Source organism: Nocardioides asiaticus (assembly GCF_040049175.1).
In the GTDB taxonomy this organism is placed as follows: domain Bacteria; phylum Actinomycetota; class Actinomycetes; order Propionibacteriales; family Nocardioidaceae; genus Nocardioides; species Nocardioides cheoyonin.
In genome coordinates this window covers 251,707-271,014 of sequence record NZ_JBDZDM010000005.1, presented here as the reverse complement: position 1 = coordinate 271,014, position 19,308 = coordinate 251,707, and the positions used below count along the sequence as shown (strand labels likewise).

General features: G+C 73.0%; 16 protein-coding genes. 2 read left to right on the top strand and 14 right to left on the bottom strand.

Annotation, left to right across the window (positions count from 1 at the left end; genetic code table 11):
• Nucleotides 1-18: 18 nt before the first annotated feature.
• Genes ABLE53_RS18830 through ABLE53_RS18815 form a run of 4 tightly spaced genes read right to left on the bottom strand, consistent with a single transcriptional unit; the run spans nt 19 to nt 4,583 of the window.
• Nucleotides 19-1,350: an anthranilate synthase component I family protein gene (locus ABLE53_RS18830; RefSeq protein ID WP_348860673.1), complete on the bottom strand. Its 1,332-nt coding sequence runs from the start codon at nt 1,348-1,350 to the stop codon at nt 19-21.
• The gene (locus ABLE53_RS18825; protein WP_348860672.1) at nt 1,347-1,949 is read right to left on the bottom strand and encodes an anthranilate synthase component II; all 603 of its coding nucleotides are present in this window, start codon (nt 1,947-1,949) and stop codon (nt 1,347-1,349) included. Before ABLE53_RS18825 ends, ABLE53_RS18830 begins: the two co-directional genes overlap by 4 nt.
• Nucleotides 1,939-3,921, bottom strand: a complete 1,983-nt coding sequence (locus ABLE53_RS18820; protein WP_348860671.1) for an anthranilate synthase family protein — start codon at nt 3,919-3,921, stop codon at nt 1,939-1,941. The genes ABLE53_RS18825 and ABLE53_RS18820 overlap by 11 nt, the downstream gene beginning before the upstream one ends.
• Nucleotides 3,918-4,583, bottom strand: a complete 666-nt coding sequence (locus tag ABLE53_RS18815; protein ID WP_348860670.1) for a class I SAM-dependent methyltransferase — start codon at nt 4,581-4,583, stop codon at nt 3,918-3,920. The genes ABLE53_RS18820 and ABLE53_RS18815 overlap by 4 nt, the downstream gene beginning before the upstream one ends.
• Before the next feature lie 29 nt (nt 4,584-4,612).
• Here ABLE53_RS18815 and ABLE53_RS18810 point away from each other — a divergent pair, with 29 nt between their 5' ends.
• Nucleotides 4,613-5,269 carry a hypothetical protein gene (locus tag ABLE53_RS18810; protein WP_348860669.1) on the top strand — a complete coding sequence of 219 codons (657 nt, stop codon included), beginning with the start codon at nt 4,613-4,615 and terminating at the stop codon, nt 5,267-5,269.
• On the opposite strand, the gene ABLE53_RS18805 is transcribed toward ABLE53_RS18810, so the two are convergent.
• Both ABLE53_RS18805 and ABLE53_RS18800 read right to left on the bottom strand, forming a co-directional pair.
• Entirely contained in the window at nt 5,253-7,457 is a 2,205-nt protein-coding gene (locus ABLE53_RS18805; protein ID WP_348860668.1) for a HelD family protein, read from the bottom strand. The genes ABLE53_RS18810 and ABLE53_RS18805 overlap by 17 nt on opposite strands.
• Before the next feature lie 160 nt (nt 7,458-7,617).
• Complete coding sequence (locus tag ABLE53_RS18800) at nt 7,618-8,367, bottom strand: enoyl-CoA hydratase family protein (protein WP_348860667.1); 750 nt, start codon at nt 8,365-8,367, stop codon at nt 7,618-7,620.
• A gap of 43 nt (nt 8,368-8,410) precedes the next feature.
• On the opposite strand from ABLE53_RS18800, the gene ABLE53_RS18795 reads away from it, so the two are divergent.
• The gene (locus ABLE53_RS18795; RefSeq protein WP_348860666.1) at nt 8,411-8,977 is read left to right on the top strand and encodes a protein-L-isoaspartate O-methyltransferase family protein; all 567 of its coding nucleotides are present in this window, start codon (nt 8,411-8,413) and stop codon (nt 8,975-8,977) included.
• On the opposite strand, the gene ABLE53_RS18790 is transcribed toward ABLE53_RS18795, so the two are convergent.
• The 8 genes from ABLE53_RS18790 to ABLE53_RS18755 all read right to left on the bottom strand — a co-directional run bounded on the left by ABLE53_RS18790 (nt 8,978) and on the right by ABLE53_RS18755 (nt 19,233).
• Nucleotides 8,978-10,222 (bottom strand): YihY/virulence factor BrkB family protein, encoded by a 1,245-nt coding sequence (locus ABLE53_RS18790; protein ID WP_348860665.1) that lies wholly within the window; start codon nt 10,220-10,222, stop codon nt 8,978-8,980.
• A 69-nt stretch (nt 10,223-10,291) separates the two neighbouring features.
• Nucleotides 10,292-11,455: an acyl-CoA dehydrogenase family protein gene (locus tag ABLE53_RS18785; RefSeq protein WP_348860664.1), complete on the bottom strand. Its 1,164-nt coding sequence runs from the start codon at nt 11,453-11,455 to the stop codon at nt 10,292-10,294.
• Entirely contained in the window at nt 11,452-13,419 is a 1,968-nt protein-coding gene (locus ABLE53_RS18780) for an acetyl/propionyl/methylcrotonyl-CoA carboxylase subunit alpha (protein ID WP_348860663.1), read from the bottom strand. The genes ABLE53_RS18785 and ABLE53_RS18780 overlap by 4 nt, the downstream gene beginning before the upstream one ends.
• Nucleotides 13,416-14,978, bottom strand: coding sequence for an acyl-CoA carboxylase subunit beta (locus ABLE53_RS18775; RefSeq protein WP_348860662.1), 1,563 nt, complete (start codon nt 14,976-14,978; stop codon nt 13,416-13,418). The genes ABLE53_RS18780 and ABLE53_RS18775 overlap by 4 nt, the downstream gene beginning before the upstream one ends.
• Complete coding sequence (locus ABLE53_RS18770; RefSeq protein WP_348860661.1) at nt 14,975-16,147, bottom strand: acyl-CoA dehydrogenase family protein; 1,173 nt, start codon at nt 16,145-16,147, stop codon at nt 14,975-14,977. Before ABLE53_RS18770 ends, ABLE53_RS18775 begins: the two co-directional genes overlap by 4 nt.
• Nucleotides 16,144-17,844: an acyclic terpene utilization AtuA family protein gene (locus tag ABLE53_RS18765; RefSeq protein ID WP_348860660.1), complete on the bottom strand. Its 1,701-nt coding sequence runs from the start codon at nt 17,842-17,844 to the stop codon at nt 16,144-16,146. The genes ABLE53_RS18770 and ABLE53_RS18765 overlap by 4 nt, the downstream gene beginning before the upstream one ends.
• Entirely contained in the window at nt 17,837-18,634 is a 798-nt protein-coding gene (locus ABLE53_RS18760; protein WP_348860659.1) for a TIGR03084 family metal-binding protein, read from the bottom strand. The genes ABLE53_RS18765 and ABLE53_RS18760 overlap by 8 nt, the downstream gene beginning before the upstream one ends.
• A complete protein-coding gene (locus ABLE53_RS18755; RefSeq protein ID WP_348860658.1) occupies nt 18,631-19,233 on the bottom strand; it encodes a TetR/AcrR family transcriptional regulator in 603 nt (200 codons plus the stop codon). Before ABLE53_RS18755 ends, ABLE53_RS18760 begins: the two co-directional genes overlap by 4 nt.
• Nucleotides 19,234-19,308 lie beyond the last annotated feature (75 nt).

Genomic DNA, 19,308 nt, shown 5'->3' with positions numbered 1-19,308 from the left:
ACGACGGTCTCCTGCGTGTCACCCGGTGTTCGTGACGGCGATGTCGCGGCGTGTGCCGCCGGTCAGCGCCGTGACGAGCCGCTCCGCCTTCCAGCGGGACTCGGCCCACTCCTCGACGGCGTCGCTGCGCACCGTGATCCCGCCGCCGGTGCCGATCGTCCACCTGCCCGAGCCGTCCGTCGTCGTACTCCTGATCACGACACCGAGATCCGCCGGCCCGTCGCCCGAGATCCAGCCGAACGCGCCGGCGTACACCCCGCGCGGCCCGCCCATCGCGGCCGGTGCCTCGACCCGGTCGATGACCTCCATCGTCCGCAGCTTGGGCGCGCCGGTCATCGACCCGGCCGGGAAGAGCGCGCGGAGCGCCTCGATGGTGCCGACGCCGTCGCGGAGCCGGCCGCGCACGACGGACACGAGCTGGTGGACGCTCGGGTAGGACTCGACCGTCATCAGCGCGGGCACCGAGACGGTCCCGGGGTCGCAGACCATCGACAGGTCGTTGCGCAGGAGGTCGGTGATCATGAGGTTCTCGCTGCGGAACTTCGGGTCGCTGCGGAGCAGCTCGGCGAGCGCGGCGTCCTCCTCCGGGGTCGCACCGCGCGGGGTGGTGCCCTTGATCGGCCGGGTCTCGATCCAGCGGTCGTCGCCGACCAGCGCGTACCTCTCCGGGCTCGAGCTCAGCAGCCACGCCTCCGCGTCGGGCACGTCGTGCTGGAGGAAGCCGGCGTACGGCGCCGGGTTGAGCCGCCGCAGCCGGAGGTAGGCCCCCACGGGGTCCAGGTCGGCCTCCAGGCCCACCCGGTAGGTCAGGTTGGTCTCGTAGCTGTCGCCCGCATGCAGCGCCTGCTGGACCTCGCCGAAGGCGCGGCGATAGGCGGTGGCCGGCGGGGTGGCGGCCGTGGAATCCCCGGCCGGCCGGGGATTCCCGACCTTGTCGGCTGTCCAGACACCCGACAAGGTCGGATTTTCCCTGACAACCTCGTGCCGGACGAGCCGCAGGTGGGACGGCCGCATCCAGACCGCATCGGGCAGATCGCCCGAGGGCGCGGCGGGGAGGTCGGGGCGGCAGGCGTAGCCGAGGTACCCGAACCACTGCTCGCCCGGGCCGACCTCGCGGGCCAAGACGTCCCAGATGTCATCGCCCACCACCTCGGCGCGGCCCGCACGGTGGCGGAGCACCTCCCGCCGGGCTGCGGAGTAGGTGAGCGAGACGTCGTCGTCCTCGAGCCAGCCGAGCAGCGAGGTCTGCCGGGACCAGTCCCGGGCGCCGCCGCCGTCCAGCCAGACGCAGCGCGGGTGGGTGCGGGCGACCTCGGCGAAGGCGGCCACGACGTCGCCCGCGGTGGTCACGGGACCACCGCCGGCACCGCGTCGAGGAAGTTGGCGACCAGCCGGGCGCCGTACTCGCTCAGGACCGACTCGGGGTGGAACTGCACGCCCTCGAGCGGAAGCTCGCGGTGGCGTACGCCCATGACGACGCCGTCCTCGGCCCGGGCGGTGACCTCGAGGCAGTCGGGGACGCGCGTCGCGGCGAGCGAGTGGTAGCGCACGGCCGCCAGCGGCGACGGCACGCCGGCGAAGACCCCGCATCCGTCGTGGGCGACCGCCGCGACCTCGCCGTGGACGGGGTGGACCCGCTCGACGAGGCCGCCGTACGCCGTCACGAGGCCCTGCATGCCGAGGCAGACGCCCAGCACCGGCACGGTCCCGAGACGGAGCACCTCCCGCCCGACCGCGAAGTCGCACGGGTCGGTGGGGTGACCGGGCCCGGGCGAGAGTACGACGTGGGAGTAGCCGGCCAGGTCGCCGGCGCTGACCTCGTCGTGCTCGACGACGTCCGGCATCCGCCCGGCGACCTCGGCGATCAGGTGGACGAGGTTCCAGACGTAGGAGTCGCGGTGGTCGACGACGACGATCCGCGGCGCAGGACGCAGGAGCTCAGCGCTCATCCCCCACCAGCAGGTCGGTCACGAGGTCGTGGAGCAGGTCGTAGCCGCGCTCGGTCAGGATCGACTCGGCGTGGAACTGGATGCCGCAGTAGTGCGGCCCGCTGATCGCGTGGATGTCACCGGACTCGGGGTCGGCGTCGACGGTGACGCCCGGGGGCAGGGCGGCGTCGTCCACGCGGCCGACGAAGGTGTTGTAGAACCCGACCCGCTCGCGCCGGGGCCGCCCGCCGAAGCCGAGGCCGACCCGCGACTGCGTGCCCTGGAAGACGATGTCCTTGTAGTGCAGCCCGAGCCCGAGCCGGTGGCAGAGCGCCTGGTGACCGAGGCAGACGGCGAGGAACGGCCTGCGGCTTGTCAGCAGCTCGTCGACGGCGGCCCGCAGCTTCGCCATCTTCGGGTCGGCGTCGTCGCGGGGGTCGCCGGGGCCGGGCCCGACGATCACGAGGTCGGCCCCGTCGAACGCACCGGCGGCGTACTCCTCGTGGCGGACCACCGTCGACTCCAGGCCGATCACCCGCAGGATGTGGCGGAGCATGCGGACGAAGTCGTCCTCGCCGTCGAGGATCACCGCGCGCTTGCCACGCAGGCGAGGGTCGGGCTCCTCGTCGGCCTGGTCGGTGAGCCAGAAGCCGGAGAGCCGCCGGTTGCGGTTGGCGAGCGCGACGAGGACGTCCTCGTCGGTGACCAGCTCGGAGACGTCCTGCCGGAGCTGCGGTGCGGGCGGCACGAGCCCGAAGGCGCTGAGGATGCCGCCGGCCTTGGCGTGGGTCTCGGCCACCTCGTACGCCGGGTCGGAGTCGCGCACCAGCGTCGCGCCCGCGGTCACCTTCAGCCGGCCGTCGAGCGAGACGTCGGCGGTGCGGATGACGATCGGGCTGTCGACGACGGGCGCGCCGGCCGGGTCGCGGCCGATGATGGCCAGCGCGGCGCCGTAGTAGCCGCGGCCCTCGGGCTCGTACCTCTTGATCAGCCGGCAGGCGTTCTCGACCGGGGAGCCGGTCACGGTGGCGGCGTACATCGTGTCGCGCAGGATCTCGCGCGGGTCGCGGGCGGAGCGGCCGGCGAGGAGGTACTCGGTGTGGATGAGCCGCGACATCGGCTTGAGGAACGGCCCGAGCACGGTGCCGCCCTGGTCGCAGATGTCGCACATCATCTTCAGCTCCTCGTCGACGACCATGAAGAGCTCGTAGATCTCCTTCTCGTCGCGCAGGAAGTCGAGCAACTGGCCCTTCAGCGCCGCCGCGGCCGCCTCCGGCTCGGCCGGCATCTCCCGAGGCAGCCGGAAGGTGCCGGAGATGGGGTTCATGCGTACGTCGCCGCCGTGCACGCTCACGTGCCGCTCCGGGCTGGCGCCGACGAGGTAGCGGTCCCCGGTGAAGAAGACGTAGGTCCAGTACGCGCCCCGCTCGCGCTCGAGCAGCCGCTTGAAGACAGTCAGCGCCTTGCGGTGGTCCCAGTCGGCGAGGGTGGCGCGGTAGTGCCGGCCGACGACCAGGTTGGCGCCCTCCCCCTGGCCGATCTCCTCCTCGATGATCGCCTTCACCACGTCGGCGTACGCCGCGTCGTCGGTCTCGAAGCCGCCGGTGTCGCTGAACGAGATCGCCAGGTCGTCCAGGTCGTCGAGCGCGTCGACCACCTCGGCGACCGAGAACTCCCGCTCGTAGTCGACGTCGACGACCACCAGCGGCGTGCCGTCGTCGTGGGCCTCGAAGCCGCGCTCGCGCACCTGCCGGAACGGCACCGCGACCAGTCGGTCGCACTGCCTGCCCTCGAGTGGTGCGCCGTCCTCGAGGGGTACGTCGAGCAGCGACTCGGCCACCCACCGCCGGCCGCCGACGAGGCCGACCGTGGCGCGGTCGCCCGCGCGGGTCGAGCGGCGGATGATCGCCCACGCCTCGTGACCCACCAGCGCGTCGATCGCGCCGCGCGCATCGGCGGGCGCGCCGGACGGGGCATCGGTGCCGGTGGTCATGGGGTGAGCGTAGTTGCACTCCCCGGAGGGTCGGCGGGGTGTTCCACCAGACGGGGGCACCGCGCGATCACGTCGAAGGTGTGCCAGTGCTGCGGGCCGGAGAACGAGCCGCCGTCGTACTCGTCCTCGTCCAGCCTCACCACCTCGAGCCCCTCGAGCAGTGCGACCACCTGCGCGCGGGTGTGCCGGACGACGCCGGTCCCGTGCTCGTCCCCGTCCCCGAGCGTTCCGTTGTTGACCCCGAACAGCGTGCAGCCGAGCCAGCCACCCGGCTCCAGGGCGGCGCGGATCCGCGCCCAGAGCGCCTCGAACCCGTCACCGGCGAAGGGCAGGGCGTACGCCGCGTGGACGAGCGCGGCCGGCGGCAGGTCGGTGAGCTCGTCGAAGGCGGCGGTGCGGACCTCCACGTGGTCGCGCAGCTCCTCGGGCAGGCGCGCCTGCGTCAGACCGGCGGCGGCCGGGTCGGCGTCGATCGCGAGCACGCGCCAGCCCGCCCGGACGAGCGCCTCGGTCTCCACGCCCGCGCCCGAGCCCAGGTCGAGCGCGAGCCGGCCGGCGCCCGGCCCCGCGTACGCGATCAGGGCCCGGGTCGACTCCCGCGGCTCGCTCCGGCTCGCGCGGACGTTGTTGTAGGCGGTCCAGACTCCGGCGTCGCCGCTCATCCGCCCATCCAACACCTAGGGTTCGGCAGGTGGGCGTCAACGACCTGGACACGGCGGAGTTCGAGCGGCTCTACGGCCCGTGGGCACCACGTACGCCGGCGGAGGTGGCGGCCCTCTTCGAGGGCTACACCGGCACCTGGTGGGTCGCCGGCGGCTGGGCGCTGGAGGCGTTCACCGGGGTCGAGCGCGAGCACGAGGACACCGACCCCTCGGTGCTGCGCTGCGAGCTGGCGCTGCTGCGAGGTCATCTCGCCGGGCGGTTGGACGTCTGGGCCGCCTGCGCCGGGGCGCTCACTCCGCTGCTGCCGGACGACGACCCGCTCGGCGCGGCCGACGACGTACTTCCCGCCGGGTGCGGGCAGGTCTGGACCCGACCCGGTGCGATGCAGCCGTGGGAGTACGACATCCTGCTCGCCCCCGGCACGCCGGCCGAGTGGGTCTACAAGCGCGACGAGTCGCTGCGGATGCCGATGGCCGACGCGCTGTGGACGAGGGATGGCGTCCGCTACCTGCAGCCCGAGATCCAGCTGCTCTACAAGGCCAAGGGCCTGCGCCCCAAGGACCAGCGCGACTTCGACAGCACCCTGCCCTTCCTCGACGAGCGCCGCCGCAGGTGGTTGCGCGACGGGCTCGAGCGGACGCTGCCGGGCCACCCCTGGCTGGCCGCGGTCAGGAGATCGTGGTGAGCAGCTGGGTGGCGCGGGTGAGGACGACGTAGAGGGTGGCACGGCCGGTGGCGGACTCCGCCTCGATCTCGTCGGGGCGTACGACGACGATGCCGTCGAACTCGAGGCCCTTGGTGTCGAGGCCGGTGAGGACGACGATCCGGTCCTCACCGGACGGCACGGAGGTCGGGTCGGCGGCCGAGGCGGCCGCGGACGGGGCGTCGTCGGCGAACTCCGGCCATGACGCCAGCCAGCGGTTGACGTCGGAGCGCCGCGCGGCGGGTACGACCACTCCGACGGTGCCGCCGACCTGGGACGCGATGTCCGCGACCGCCTGCCGGGTGGCCGCCTCGAGGTCGGCGACGCCCTCGAGGACGGTCGGCTCCACGCCGGTCGACCGGACGGCGGTCGGGAGGTCGGCGTCGAGGCCGACGCGGTCGGCGTACGCCGCGGCGAAGGCGTAGATCTCCGCGCTGTTGCGGTAGTTGGTCGAGAGGTGGAACTCGTGGAGCGGCTTGCCCTCCAGCGCTTCCGCCCGCGCCTTCGCCGACTCCTCCGGCACCGGCCACGAGGACTGCGCGGGGTCGCCGACGATCGTCCACGAGGCGGCCCGACCGCGGCGGCCCACCATGCGCCACTGCATCGGCGTCAGGTCCTGGGCCTCGTCGACGAGGACGTGGGCGAACGGGTCGTCCTCGAGGCGGTAGGCCGGCGGCGTCCACGAGCGACCCGACGAGAACTCCCGGTCGGCGGCGGTGAGCAGCTCGCCGATGTCGATGCCCGCCCCACGAACGTGCTCAGGGTCGCGGTCGCGCTCGTCGTCGGGCGTCTCGGGCAGGTCGCCGAGCGCGTAGCGCAGCTCGTCAAGCAGCGGCACGTCCTCGATCGCCAGGTCACGGTCCTCGGTCGTGCGGCCGGACCAGCTCTTGAGGAGCAGCTGCTGCTCGTCGTGCGACAGCAGGCCGTCCGCAACCCGGGCGAGGAACTCCGGGTCGTGCAGCCAGCCGAGCACCTCGCGGGCGTCGAGCGGCGGCCACCACGCGGCGGCGAACTCGACGAACGAGTCGTCACCGAGCAGCTCGTCATCGAAGGACTCCCGGCCGCGGTCGCGGCCGCGCTCGCTGCGGACCTGGCGCCACAGCAGGTCGAGCAGCGCGCCGGGCACCCGCCTGATCAGCTGGTTGCGCCGGCCCTGGCCCATCAGCTGGCGGCGGAGCTGGCCGAGGCGACCGCGGTCGAGCCGCAGCACGTCGTCGCGGTAGAAGACCCGGAACTCGGTGGGCGACCCGGGCGCCTGCTGCCGCGCCGTACGCCGCATCAGCTCGGCCATCCGCGCCGACCCCTTGACGTCGGCGACGGCGGGCTCGTCGTGGCGGGTCGCGCGTACGCCGTCGACGACCTCGCCGAGCGACCGCAGCGCGACCGCGGTCTCCCCGAGCGAGGGCAGGACCCGCTCGATGTAGCGCATGAAGACCCCGCTCGGCCCAACGATGAGCACGCCGCCGGACTCGTAGCGGCGCCGGTCGGTGTAGAGGAGGTACGCCGCCCGGTGCAGCGCGACGACCGTCTTCCCGACCCCGGGGCCGCCGGTGATCGTGGTGACGCCCTTGCCAGGGGCGCGGATGGCCTTGTCCTGCTCGGCCTGGATGGTCGCGACGATGGAGTGCATCTGCCGGTCGCGGGCGCGGGAGAGCTGCGCCATGAGCGCGCCCTCGCCGATGATCGGCAGGTCGGCCTCGACCCGCTCGGCGGTCTCCGCATCGAGGAGCTCGTCCTCGACGCCGACGACCGTGCGTCCCTCGGAGCGGAGCACCCGGCGGCGGAGCACGCCGCGCGGCTCGACCGCGGTGGCCTGGTAGAAGACCGCGGCGGCCGGGGCGCGCCAGTCGATCAGCAGCGAGTCGCGGTTGGCGTCGCGCAGGCCGATCCGGCCGATGTAGCGCGGCTCGTCGTCGAGCCCGGGGTCGAGGTCGAGCCGCCCGAAGACCAGCCCCTCGTGGGCGGCGTCGAGCTGGGCCATCCGGCGGGCCGCCTGGAACACCATCGCGTCGCGCTCCACCAGCCCGCCCTCGTGGCCGAGGCCGCCACGGGCGTGACCCTCCTGCGCGAGCTCCTGAGCGGCCTTGGCCGACACCTCCAGCTGGGTGTAGACCCGATCCACGAACTCCTGCTCACGAGCGACCTCGCGCTCGACCAGTTCGTCACTCAAGCTGACTGTTCCCCCATGAGAAGCAGGACCGGACTTGCCACCCGCGCACGCGCGCGGGTGGCAAGTAGTCGATCCTACCCCGCACCCGACCCCGTCGGCTCGGGTCTGCTCACGAGACGGGTGTGTAGGCGATCACTGTCGCGTCGCTGCCGCCGGTTGCCTACCTCTTCCGGGACAGGAACGCCTGCATCGCCGTACGCGCCTCCTCGGAGCCGAACAGCCGTGCCGACAGGTGCGCCATGTCGTCGCCGTGGGCGTCGACGTGGGCGACCAGGTCACGGACGAGGAGCCGCTTCGTCTCCCGCAGTCCCTGGGGCGAGCCCTTGCGGAGCGCGGCCACGACCGCTGCCACCTCCTCGTCGAGCCGGTCGGCGGGGACGGCGGTCGTGACGAGCCCGATCTCCGCGGCCCTCGCGGCGTCGAAGGGCTCCCCGGTGAGCATGGCGTACGACGCCGCCCGGGCGTCGACCCGCGGCAGGATCGTCAGCGAGATGGCGGCCGCCGCCAGTCCGAGCCGCACCTCGGTGAGCGCGAAGCTGACGGTGTCGGCGGCGAGGGCGACGTCGGCGGCCGCCACGAGCCCCAGGCCGCCGGCGCGGACGGGGCCGTGCACCTTCGCCACCACCGGCTTGCCGAGCGTGAGGATCCTGCGCTGGAGGGCGACGATCTGCCGGGTGCCCTCCTCCATCCCGACGGTGGCGGCCTCCGACAGGTCGGCACCCGCGCAGAACACCGACCCCGCCGCCTGCAGCACGACGACGGTCACGCCGTCGTCCTTGTCGCAGGCGTGCAGCGCGGCGAAGAGCTCGGTGACGAGCTGCTGGGAGAGCGCGTTGCGGTTGTGCTGCGAGTCGAGGGTGATCGTCGCGACCCCGTCGGCGGTCTCGAGGTGCACCAGCTGATCGGCCATGCGTGCACCTTGCCACACCGCTGCGCCGTGCTTGACTGGCTCCATGGCCACCGGAGACGCGGTCGCGGAGGCGATGGCCGCCGTCCCGCGGGAGGGCTTCCTCCCCGAGAGCGAGCGTCGCCATGCGGCGTACGACGGCCCGCTGCCGATCGGCCACGGTCAGACCAACTCCCAGCCGCGGACCGTCGCCGACATGCTGCGGCTGCTCGACGTACGCCCCGGGCAGCGTGTGCTCGACGTCGGGTCCGGCTCCGGCTGGACGACCGGCATCCTCGCCCACCTCGTCGGCTCCGCCGGGAGCGTCGTCGGGGTGGAGCTGGTGCCCGAGCTGGTGGCGTTCGGGCGGCAGAACCTCGCCGCGACCGGCCAGCCGTGGGCCCGGATCGAGCAGGCCGAGGAGGGCGTGTTCGGGCTGCCCCGGGATGCGCCGTACGACCGCATCCTCGTCTCCGCCGAGTCCACCCACCTGCACGGGGAGCTGGTCGAGCAGCTCGCAGACGGCGCCCGGATGGTGATCCCCGTCGACGGGCGGATGCTGGTGGTCGAGCGCGACGGCGAGGAGGTGCGGACGAGCGAGCACGGGTGGTACCGGTTCGTGCCGCTGCGGTGATCAGCCGCGCTTGCGCTTGTCCTGCTTCGGGGTCTCGCCGGTGTCGTCCGGCTTGGGCAGCGGGCGCAGGTGGGCGCGTCGGGTCGGCGGCGGCGCGGTCGGACCCGCGGGCGGCCGCAGGGTCTCCTCCGTGCCGGGCTCGGGCGCGACCCCGGGCTCGCTGGCGTAGCCGGGGCGGGCGAGCTCGTCCGCTGGCGTCCGCGGCCGGGCGCGCATCTTGCGGGTGCTCTTCTGCAGCCACGAGGGGTCCATCACGATCTCGTGGGTGTGGCCGTCGCGGCCGTCGAAGGTGACGGCCACCGTCTCGAAGCCCTTGTGCCGCTGCATGAGCGCGTAGCCGGCGTACGCCCGCCGGTCGGCCTCGGTCAGGTCGACCCGGTCGGTGAACGGCGTGAGCAGCGCGCGGGGCCACAGGTGGCGCGCGATGACGACGTTGACCTCGATCGAGAGCACGCCCATCACCGAGGCGATGTAGAGGAACCCCATCAGGCCGAGGACCAGCGCGAAGGTGCCGTTCATGCCGTTGGTGACCTTGAGGACGTTGTTGACGTACAACGCACCGAAGAACTGCAGCGTCTGCCACAGCACGGCGAAGGTGAACGCACCGGGGAGGGCGGTCTTCAGCGGGTGGTCGCGGGTCGTGGCGAGCCGGAAGAGGACGGTGAGCATGCCGGTGACGATGGCGACGGTGCCGATCGTGACGAGCCAGCGGGTGACCTGGTCGGCGCGCGTGCCGAACGCCTCCGTCTGGCCGAACAGCGTGGAGACGACGGACACGCTGAGAACCGCCATGCCGGCGGTCGCGAGCAGCACCAGGCTGCGCAGCCGGAGCAGGAACGGGTTGGGCCGGCTGTTGCGCGGGACCGACCAGGCCGTGTTGACGGTGTTCTGGATCGCCTGGCCGAGGCCCATCGCGCCGTAGAGCGCGGTGAGCGACCCGACGATCACGGCACCCGTCGACCCGGTCAGCTTCTTCTGGCCGAGCTGCTCGCCGATGATCGGGAACTGGCTCAGCGCGGAGTTGAGCAGCTCGTCCTGCAGGTGCGGGTTGTTCTGCAGGAAGAAGCCCAGGATCGACGAGGCGAGGAGCAGCAGCGGGAAGATCGCCACGAACGCGTAGTAGGTGACGATCGCGGCGAGATAGTTCCCCTGGTCGTCGAAGAACTTGTAGATCACGCCGAGCGGGAACGCCACAGCAGGGACCCGGCGCTGAGCCCGGTCCACCGCTCGTATGACGCCGGCCACGCACTCAGGCTACCTGTCAAGCCCCGATCCGCCCCGAATCCGGGCCGTCCGGGGCACCGGATCCGAGGGTCAGTACGACTTCGGGAGGCCGAGCGTGTGCATGGCGACGAAGTTCAGGATCATCTCCCGGCTGACCGGCGCGATCCGGCCCAGCCGGGCGGCGAGAAGCATGTTGGCGAGGCCGTACTCCTCGGTCATCCCGTTGCCGCCGTGGGTGTGCACGGCGACGTCGGTCGCGCTGCAGGCGACCTCGCCGGCGGCGTACTTCGCCATGTTGGCGTACTCCCCGGCGCCGAGGTCGTCGCCGGCGTCGTACAGCGCGGCGGCCTTCTGCTGCAGCAGCCGGGACTGCTCGAGCTCGATCTTGACCTTCGCGAGCGGGTGGGCGATGCCCTGGTGGGCGCCGATCGGGGCGTCCTTCCACACGACCCTGGTGGTGGCGTACGCGACCGCCTTCTCCAGCGCGTAGCGCGCCATGCCGTTGGACATCGCGGCGCCCATGATGCGCTCGGGGTTGAGGCCGGCGAAGAGCTGCAGGAGGCCCGCGTCCTCGTCGCCGACGAGCGCGTCGCCCGGCAGGTGGACCTCGTCGAGGAAGAGCGTGAACTGCCGCTCCGGCATCTGCATCGTCATCGGGATGTGGGTCATGGAGAGGCCGGCGGCGTCGGTGGGTACGACGAAGAGGCAGGGCTTCAGCTTCCCGGTCCGGGCGTCGGACGTCCGGGCGACGACGAGGACGGCGTCGGCCTCGTCGACCCCGGAGATGAACGTCTTCTGCCCCTTCAGGACCCAGCCGTCACCGTCCCTGGTGGCGGTGGTGGTGATCTTGTGCGAGTTCGAGCCGGCGTCGGCCTCGGTGATCGCGAACGCCATCGTGAAGGTGCCGTCGGCGATGCCCGGCAGCCAGCGCCGCCTCTGCGCCTCGGTGCCGAACCTGCCGATGATGCTTCCGCAGATCGCCGGGCTGACGACCATCAGGAGCAGTGGCGCGCCCGCGGCCGCCGCCTCCTCGAGCACGGCGGACAGGTCCCCGATGCCGCCGCCCCCGCCGCCGTACTCCTCGGGGATGTTGACCCCGAGGAAGCCGTGCTTGCCCATGTCGGTCCACAGCTCCGTGGTCTTCTGCCCGGTCCGCGACCGCTCCCGGATGTAGTCCTGGCCGTACCTCCCCGCCAGGCCGCGCACCGCCTCGCGCAGCGCGAGCCGCTCCTCGGGCTCCGTGAACGCCGTCATGCCTCTCCTTCGTCGGTTGAGCCGGTCCCGGTCGAGACCACCGCCAGCACCTCGCCGGCGGCGACCTGGATGCCGGGCCGGACGTCGACCTGGGTGAGTACGCCGTCGGTCGGCGCGCTCACGGTGTGCTGCATCTTCATCGCCTCGAGGACGACCAGCGCCTGGCCGGCGGTGACGTCGGCGCCGGGCTCGGCGTGGACGGCCACGACCGTGCCGGGCATCGGCGCGAGCAGGCTGCCCGGCTTCGTCGCCTCGGCCGGGTCGGTGAACCGCGGCACCCTCCGCAGCGCCGTGTGGCCGAGGGGCGAGTCGACGTCGACGGTCTCCGCGCCGCGGCGGCCGCGGATCGCGACGTCGTACGTCGTGCGCACGCCGTCGGTCTCGAGCGTCACGCGCCACTCGTCGGTCGAGCCCGTCGGGACCACCGCGATCACGTCGTTGCCCTCGACGCGGTAGCCGGTGCGGGTGCCGTACCACTCGACGACGACGTCGCCCTCGAACCTCGTGCGCTGCGGCTGGCTCGTGACGTTGCGCCAGGCGACGGGGAAGCCCGGCCGGCGGGTGGTCTCGGCGAGCGCGATGGCCGCGGCGCGCGGCGCGGCCGGGTCGGCCGGACCCTCGGCGACGGCGAGGCTGCCGTCCGCGAGCAGGTCGGTGCTCACGGCGCCGGCCCGGAACTCCTCCGAGCCGAGGATCCGGACCAGCTGGTCGCGGTTCGTCACCACTCCGTGGATCCGGGCGCGGCGCAGCGTCGCTGCGAGCATCCGGACCGCCTGCTCGCGGCTCGGCGCGTGGGCGATCACCTTCGCGAGCATCGCGTCGTAGAACGTGCTCACCTCGCTGCCCGTCTCGTAGCCGGCGTCGACCCGGATGCCGGCGCCGGCCTCGGTGATCGAGCCTGTCGAGATCTCGAACGCCGCGAGCGTGCCGGACTGCGGCTGGTAGCCGGCGGCGGGGTCCTCGGCGTACAGCCTGACCTCGATCGCGTGCCCCTGTGATGCCAGGGGTGAGCCATGGCTCACGTCCGGCATCACACCGCGCTCCGCGACGGCGAGCTGGAGCTCGACCAGGTCGACGCCGAAGACCGCCTCGGTCACCGGGTGCTCGACCTGGAGCCGGGTGTTCATCTCCAGGAACCAGAACCGGTCGCCCTCGGGGTCGTACAGGAACTCGACCGTGCCCGCGCCGCGGTAGCCGATCGCCGCCGCGGCCCGTCGGGCCGCGTCGTGCAGCGCCGTCCGGGTGGCGTCGGGCAGCAGCGGTGCGGGCGACTCCTCGACGACCTTCTGATGGCGCCGCTGGGTCGAGCAGTCCCGCTCGCCGAGGACGAGCACGCCGCCGTGGCCGTCGCCGACGACCTGGACCTCGACGTGCCGGGAGTGCTCGACGTACGGCTCGACGAAGACGGTGCCGTCGCCGAACGCGCTCGCCGCCTCCGCCTTCGCCGCGGCGATCTCGGGCTCGAGGTCGGCCAGCACCCTGACCACCCGCATCCCGCGGCCGCCGCCTCCCGCGGAGGCCTTCACGAGGAGGGGCAGGTCGGCCTCGGTGGGGTCGGGCGGCGCCTCGAGGACGGGTACGCCCGCGCGCTTCATGATCGCCTTGGCCTCGATCTTGGAGCCCATCGCCTCGATCGACCCAGGCGCCGGGCCGATCCAGGTGAGACCGGCGGCCTCGACGGCGCGGGCGAACTCGGCGCTCTCGGAGAGGAAGCCGTAGCCGGGGTGCACCGCGTCGGCGCCGGCGCGCTCCGCGGCCTCGACGAGGAGGTCGGCGCGCAGGTAGCTCTCGGCCGGGGCGTCGCCGGGGAGGCGTACGGCGTGGTCGGCCTCCCGCACGTAGGGCAGGCAGGCATCGGCGTCGGAGTGCACCGCGACCGTCTCGATGCCCAGCCGGCGGCAGGTACGGAAGACCCGGCTCGCGATCTCGCCGCGATTGGCGACGAGCAGCCTGGTGATGGTCACGGGCGGAACACCCCCCAGCTCTGCGTGCCCCTGATGGGCTGCCTCGCGATGACGGAGAGACAGATGCCGAGGACCGTCCGGGTGTCGCGCGGGTCGATCACGCCGTCGTCGTACACGAGCCCGGAGAGGACGTATGGCAGCGACTGCTCCTCGACCATCTGCTCGACGTAGGCACGCATCTGGGCGTCGGCCTCCTCGTCGAACGGCTGCCCCTTCGACGCAGCACTCGCGCGGGACACGATCGACATCACGCCGGCCAGCTGCGCCGGCCCCATCACGGCGCTCTTGGCGGAGGGCCAGGTGAAGAGGAAGCGGGGGTCGTAGGCGCGGCCGTTCATGCCGTAGTTGCCGGCGCCGTACGACGCGCCCATGATCACCGTCAGGTGCGGGACGGTGGAGTTGGAGACGGCGTTGATCATCATCGAGCCGTGCTTGATGATCCCCCGCTGCTCGTAGTCCGCGCCCACCATGTAACCGGTCGTGTTGTGCAGGAAGAGCAGCGGGCAGTCGATCTGGTTGGCCAGCTGGATGAACTGCGTGGCCTTCTGCGACTCCTCGCTGAAGAGGACGCCCTGCGCGTTGGCGAGGATGCCGATCTGGTGGCCGTGGAGCCGCGCCCAGCCGGTGACCAGGCTCGGCCCGTAGAGCGGCTTGAACTCGTCGAAGACCTGCTCGTTGCCCGGCCCGCGGCCGTCGACCAGTCGGCGGATCACCTCGCGCGGGTCGAACGGCTCCTTCAGGTCCGCGGGGATCAGGTCGAGGAGCTCCTCGGGGTCGGCGTCGGGCTCCGCGAATGTCTCCCCGGAGACCCGCTCCCGGTTGAGCCGCGCGACGATCCGCCGCCCGAGCCGGAGGGCGTCGTACTCGTCCTCAGCGAGGTAGTCGGCGAGCCCGGAGGTGCGGGCGTGCATCTCGGCGCCGCCGAGGGACTCGTCGTCGGACTCCTCGCCGGTCGCCATCTTGACCAGCGGCGGGCCGCCGAGGAAGACCTTGGCCCGGTTACGGACCATGACGACGTAGTCGCTCATCCCCGGGATGTAGGCGCCGCCGGCGGTGGAGTTGCCGAAGACGAGCGCGATGGTGGGGCGGCGTCCGGCGGAGGCCCGGGTCAGGTTGCGGAACGTCCGGCCGCCGGGGATGAAGATGTCCTTCTGGGTCGGCAGGTCGGCGCCACCGGACTCGACGAGGTTGATGGTCGGCAGGTCGTTCTCCTCCGCGATCTGGGCGGCGCGGAAGGACTTGCGCAGGGTGTACGGGTTGGACGCCCCGCCCTTGACCGTCGGGTCGTTGGCGGTGATGAGGCACTCGACCCCCTCGACCACGCCGATCCCGGTCACCAGCGAGGCGCCGACGGCGAAGTCGCTGCCCCACCCGGCCAGGGGGGAGAGCTCGAGGAACGGGCTGCCCTCGTCGATCAGCAGCTCGATCCGCTCGCGCGCGAGCAGCTTGCCGCGGGCATGGTGGCGCTCGACGTACTTCTGCCCGCCGCCGGCCACCGCCTTCGCGTGCTCGGCGTCGAGCGACTCCAGCTTCTCGAGCATGGCCTCGCGGTTGGTCATCGGTCATACCCCAGCAGCTTGGCGGCCAGGTCGGTCATCACCTCGGTGGCTCCTCCTCCGATCGGCAGGATCCGGGCGTCGCGGTAGTGCCGCTCGACCTCGGCCCCGTGCATGTAGCCGGTCCCGCCGTGGAGCTGGACGGCCTGGTCGCAGACGTACGCCGCGGCCTCGACGGCCGTCTGCTTCGCCAGCGCGGCGTCGGCGATGGTCCGCGGCGTGGGGCCGTCGCTGTCGTAGCGGTCGGCGACGGCGTACGTGTAGGTCTTTGCGACCTCCACCAGGCGGTGCATCTCGACCAGCCGGTGGCGGACGACCTGTCGGCTGATCAGCGGGTCGCCGAAGGTCCTGCGCTCACGGGCGTACGCCGCCGTGAGCGCCAGGCTGCGGGCGGCGATCCCGTACGCCTGGACGGCGAGCGCGATCCGCTCCGTCACGAACGCCTCGGCGATGTAGCCGAAGCCGGCGTTCTCCTCGCCGACCAGGTTGGAGGCCGGGACGCGGCAGTCGACGAAGGCGAGCTCGGCAGTGTCGGAGCAGTGCCAGCCCATCTTGCGCAGCGAGCGGGTCACGGTGAAGCCGGGCGTGTCCCGGTCGATCACGAGCAGTGAGATGCCGCCGGCGCCCGGAACGGTGGTCGAGCCCGTCGAGACCCGGACCGCCGTCGTCACGAAGTCGGCGCGGACCCCGGAGGTGATGAACGTCTTGGCGCCGTTGACGACGTAGTGATCCTCGGTGGTCGAGCCCGTCGAGACCCGGACCGCCGTCGTCCGCAGGTGGGCGACGTCGGAGCCGCCGTCCGGCTCGGTGATGCCGAGGCTGCCGATCAGCTCGCCCGCCAGCGTCGGCCTGACGTAGCGGTCCACCAGCTCCGGGCTGCCGTGGCGGGCGAGATGGGGCAGGGCGATGCCGGAGGTGAAGAGGGCGGCGAGCAGGCCCGAGGAGGCGCCCTCGGAGAGCATCCCCTCGTTCATCGCGATGACGTCGCGCACCGAGCCGCCCTCGCCGCCGACCTCCTCGGGGAACCCGAGGCCGAGCAGGCCCTGCTTGGCGGCCGCCGCATGGAGGCTGCGCGGCACCTCGCCGGCGTCCTCCCACTCCTGCAGGTGCGGGACCACCTCGCGCCGGGTGAACTCCGCGCCCAGTGCGAACAGGTCGGCGTGGTCGGTCATCGGAGCAGCTCCTCGGGGATCTCGACCACGCGGGAGCGCACCCACTCGCCCAGCGCCTTGGCCTGCGGGTCGAACCGGGTCGACGCGGCGACGCCCTCGCCGAGCAGGCCGTGCAGGACGACGTTGACGCCGCGCAGGTTCGGGAGCGGGGTGAGCTCGATCGGCAGCTCGGCCGCCTCCGGCACGAGCTCGTGGACGCGCTCCTTGGTGACGTACCCGAGCAGCCAGTCCACCGCCGCGTCCGGCCCGCCCTGCGGGATCCAGAGGCCGAGGTTGGCGTCGCCGCCCTTGTCGCCCGACCGGGCGTACGCGATCCGGCCGAGGGGGACCCGTGTCGTCGGGCCGGGGGACGTCATACGGAGGGGGACCTCCGGCTCCGGGGGGCGTATGACGTCCTGGGTGAGGGGCGGCGGGGGTACGGCGTACGTCGAGCCGTCGGGCAGATGGACGGTCTCGGTGACCGAGTCGCGGCCGACGTACGCCGCCTGGTAGATGCCGTACGGCGAGGGCCGGCCGGGCGGGGCGGTGACGTGGAAGCCGGGGTACGAGGCGAGGGCGAGCTCGATGGCCGGGGCAGTGAGCGCCTTGCCGACCAGGTCGGCGTCGGTCGCGCGGGCGGTGAGCCGCAGCAGGCAGGCGGCACCCTCCTCGGTGGGCGAGTCGGGGGCGGGCACGCGGTAGGTCGACCAGGCGTAGTCCGGCCCCTCCGGCAGCGCCGCGCCGAGCTGCGTCCGCAGCCACGCCGCCTTGGCGTCGATGTCGAGCCCGGTGAGCACGAACTCGACGCCGTTGCGGAAGCCGCCGAGCTCGTTGACGGCCACCTTCAGCTCGGCGGGCGGCGGCGAGCCGGTGACACCGCCGATCGCGACCCGGTCCTCCCCGACCTGCTCGAGCCGGATCGAGGTGAGGTCGGTGGTGACGTCAGGACCGAGATAGAGGGCACCCTGGATCTCGTAGAAGAGCTGCGCGGTCACCGTGTCGACGCTGACCAGCCCGCCGGTGCCGGGATGCTTCGTGATGACCGAGGAGCCGTCGGCGGCGATCTCGGCGATCGGGAAGCCGAGCGGCTCCGGCCCGCCGAGGCCGGCGTCGAGGAACCCGGAGAAGTTGCCGCCGGTCGCCTGGGTGCCGCACTCGATGACGTGGCCGGCGACGACCGCGCCGGCGAGGGCGTCGAGGTCGTCCCGGCTCCATCCGTGGTGGGCGATCGCCGGCCCGGCGACCACGCTCGCGTCCGTCACCCGCCCGGTCACCACGACGTCGGCGCCGCCCTCGAGCGCGTGCGCGATCCCGAAGGCGCCGAGGTAGGCGTTGGCGGTGAGCGCGCCGGGGTGCCCGAGCTCGGCCGCGCGGCCCCTGAGGTCGTCGCCGTCGACGTACGCCACCGTGGCGCCCGTCCCGAGCTTCTCGACGGCCTCGGCGAGGCCGGCCGGGTTGAGCCCGCCGGCGTTGGAGACGAGGCGTACGCCGCGCTCGAGGGCGAGACCCAGGCAGTCCTCGAGCTGGCGCAGGAAGGTCCGGGCGTAGCCGGTCGAGGGGTCCTTCAGCGTGTCCCGGCCGAGGATCAGCATCGTCAGCTCGGCGAGGTAGTCGCCGGTCAGGTAGTCCAGCGGCCCGCCCTCGAGCATCTCCCGCATCGCCGAGAGCCGGTCGCCGTAGAACCCGGAGCAGTTGCCGATCCGCACAGGGTCAGCCACGGGCGGGTCTCCCCTCTCCCGGTGGACCGGCGAACGCCTGCGCGATGGTGAGCCATCGCGGGGCCTCGTCGCCGGTCGCGGTCAGGTCGGTGTCGTCGCGGTGGATCCGCTGGGTGACCAGCCGGGCGAAGTCGTACGCCGGCCCGGTGACCCGCTGCGCGGCGTCCTCGGGCCCCCAGGTCCACACCTCGCCGCTCGGGGCGGTCAGCTCGACCCGGAACTCCTCGGGAGGCGGGTCCAGCTGACGTACGACGTAGGCGAAGTCGCGCGCGCGGACGCCGAGATGGCAGACATGCCGGATCCGGTCGCCGGGCTCGTAGGTGTGCCCGAGCGCCTCGCGTACGTCGAGCCCGTGGGCCCAGGTCTCCATGAACCGCGCGGTCGCCATCGACGCCGGCGACATCGCGGGGCCGAACCACGGGAGCCGCTGGCCCTCGGGCACCGCCCGCAGCGCCTCGGCGAGCTCGGTGCGGCCCTCGTCCCAGGTGGTGAGCAGGTCGGTCGACGGCAGCGTCGCGAGGGCCCTCGCCTCGGCGTCGACGTAGCCCTCCGGGTCGTCGAGCGCCTCGGTGACGATCTCGTCCCAGCCGTCCTTGTCGCCCGTGGTCGCACGCGCCGCGGCAGTCGCCGCCTCGTCGGTCCACGCCAGGTGGGCGATCTGGGTGGCGACGTCCCAGCCCTCCGCCGGCGTCGGCGTACGCCACCCCGCCTCGCCGAGGCCGGCGACCACCTCGCGCAGCTCGAGCCCCTCGAGGGCGAGGTCGCCCAGCACGTCGTCCAGCAGGCTCATCGCGTCAGCTCCCGGTCCAGGACGTCGGCCCACTGGTCGAGGATCCGCTCCCGTCGCCTGGCGTCGTCGGAGAGCGTGGCGGCGAGACCGAGCCCGCGGACGAGGTCGAGGGTGGCCTGCACGAGCTCGCGTACGCCGGCCCGCGACTCCTCGGCGCCGAGCAGCTCGACGGTGACCCGGTGCAGCTCGCGGCCGATCCGCTGCTCGAGGGGGCCGACCGCGGCGAGCAGCTGGGCGTCGGTGCGGGCGGCGACCCACAGCTCCAGCGCGGCGGTGAACACCGGCGAGGTGACGTGGTCGGCCAGCATCTGCAGCACCTGCCGGGTGTGGGTCGGCCCCTCCGGCAGCTCCCGGGCGCTTGCGCGGAGCGACTCGGCCCGGGTGTCGGCCACGTGCTCGACCGCGGCGACGACGAGATCGTTCTTGGTCGGGAAGTGATGCAGCTGGGCGCCCCGTGAGACGCCGGCCCGCTGCGAGACCAGCGTCGTACTCGTCCCGGCGAAGCCCCTCTCCACCAGCAGCTCCACCGTCGCGTCGAGAAGCCGGGCGCGCATGACTCGGGTGCGCTGCTCCTGGGGGACGCGGATGGCCGTGGTCACCCGGCCACCCTGGCGCGCCACGCAACAAACAGTCAACCCTGACTTTTTCTTGTCCGCTTCGCGGACGTAGGTCGT

What these genes read in the sequence shown, in the direction of transcription:
- ABLE53_RS18825 (WP_348860672.1), bottom strand. Translation starts at nt 1,949, where the DNA reads ATGAGCGCTGAGCTCCTGCGTCCTGCGCCGCGGATCGTCGTCGTCGAC.
- ABLE53_RS18820 (WP_348860671.1), bottom strand. Translation starts at nt 3,921, where the DNA reads ATGACCACCGGCACCGATGCCCCGTCCGGCGCGCCCGCCGATGCGCGC.
- ABLE53_RS18815 (WP_348860670.1), bottom strand. Translation starts at nt 4,583, where the DNA reads ATGAGCGGCGACGCCGGAGTCTGGACCGCCTACAACAACGTCCGCGCG.
- ABLE53_RS18800 (WP_348860667.1), bottom strand. Translation starts at nt 8,367, where the DNA reads ATGGCCGATCAGCTGGTGCACCTCGAGACCGCCGACGGGGTCGCGACG.
- ABLE53_RS18795 (WP_348860666.1), top strand. Translation starts at nt 8,411, where the DNA reads ATGGCCACCGGAGACGCGGTCGCGGAGGCGATGGCCGCCGTCCCGCGG.
- ABLE53_RS18785 (WP_348860664.1), bottom strand. Translation starts at nt 11,455, where the DNA reads ATGACGGCGTTCACGGAGCCCGAGGAGCGGCTCGCGCTGCGCGAGGCG.
- ABLE53_RS18775 (WP_348860662.1), bottom strand. Translation starts at nt 14,978, where the DNA reads ATGACCAACCGCGAGGCCATGCTCGAGAAGCTGGAGTCGCTCGACGCC.
- ABLE53_RS18770 (WP_348860661.1), bottom strand. Translation starts at nt 16,147, where the DNA reads ATGACCGACCACGCCGACCTGTTCGCACTGGGCGCGGAGTTCACCCGG.
- ABLE53_RS18760 (WP_348860659.1), bottom strand. Translation starts at nt 18,634, where the DNA reads ATGAGCCTGCTGGACGACGTGCTGGGCGACCTCGCCCTCGAGGGGCTC.